Here is a 1094-nt window from a genome sequence, read left to right as displayed (position 1 = left end):
CAGCTACAGACCTGCACCAGCCGGAACGGCCCGGTGGCACAGACCGACGGCGGGCCATAGCCGCCATAGCCCCAACCGGCCCCGTAGGCGGGCGGCGGAGGCGGCGGCGGGCCCCACGGGCCGGGGCCGTAGCCCCACCCCGGGTGCTCGGCCCAACCGACTCCCGATCCGGCGACCGGCGCAGGAGCCGCATTGGCCACCCCCGTGCCGATCCCGAGTGCGGCCAGGCCCAGTGCGCCGGCCGCTGCGGCGCTGATGGCGATGGACTTCAGCATCTTCCAACCCCTCTGAACTTGCAGAACCAGACTGTGGATCGCCCCGTCGGTCCAGAGTCAGCGGAAGCGGACGTTTCCGGCTTCCACCAATTAGGTTGGCTCTGCTTATTAAGTCAGGGCTGTGCGGAGGCTTTGTATGTCGGCCGGCGCCGCAACTCGGCCAGTCGCCGCTTCGACGCCGCCGACTGGATGACCTGCGGCCACCAGAACCACCGGCCCAGCAGGGTGGCGATCGACGGCATCAGCAGCGACCGCACGATCAAGGTGTCCAGCAGCAGGCCGATCGCGATCGTCGACCCCATCTGGGCCAGCACCACCAGGTCACTGCCCAGCATGGCCGCCATGGTCGCCGCGAACACCATGCCCGCCGATGTCACCACGCCGCCGGTGCCACCCATCGAGCGGATGATGCCGGTCTTGAGGCCCGCGTGGATCTCCTCCTTGAACCGGGAGACCAGGAGCAGGTTGTAGTCCGACCCCACGGCCAGCAGCAGGATGACGGCCAGCGCGAGCACGATCCAGTACAGGTCGATGCCGAGGATGTCCTGCCAGATCAGCACGGAAAGTCCGAACGAGGCGCCGAGGGACAGGGCCACGGTGCCCACGATGACGATCGCGGCGACGATGCTGCGGGTGATGAACATCATCACCAGCAGGATCAGGCTGAGTGCCGCGATTGCCGCGATCATGAGGTCGTACCTGGCGCCGTCCTGAATGTCTTTGTAGGTGGCGGCAGTACCGGCCAGATAGATCCTGGACCCGGCCAGGGGAGTGCCCTTGACGGCATCCTGCGCGGCGTGCCTGATGGCGTCGATGTGC

At 67.7% G+C, this 1094-nt stretch carries 2 protein-coding genes; both read right to left on the bottom strand.

Annotated features, from left to right (window positions below; all coding sequences use genetic code 11):
- On the bottom strand, window positions 1–275 hold a 275-nt coding region (locus tag ACWGPE_RS19185), incomplete at its 3' end, for a hypothetical protein (RefSeq protein ID WP_168441645.1).
- 113 nt (window positions 276–388) lie between these two features.
- Window positions 389–1094 (bottom strand): MMPL family transporter (locus ACWGPE_RS19180; protein WP_452049344.1); only part of this gene is annotated, 706 nt, incomplete at its 5' end.

This window comes from Agromyces sp. NPDC055658, assembly GCF_053618155.1.
Note: the sequence above shows the minus strand (reverse complement) of the source record. Positions and strands in the feature narration are given on the sequence as shown.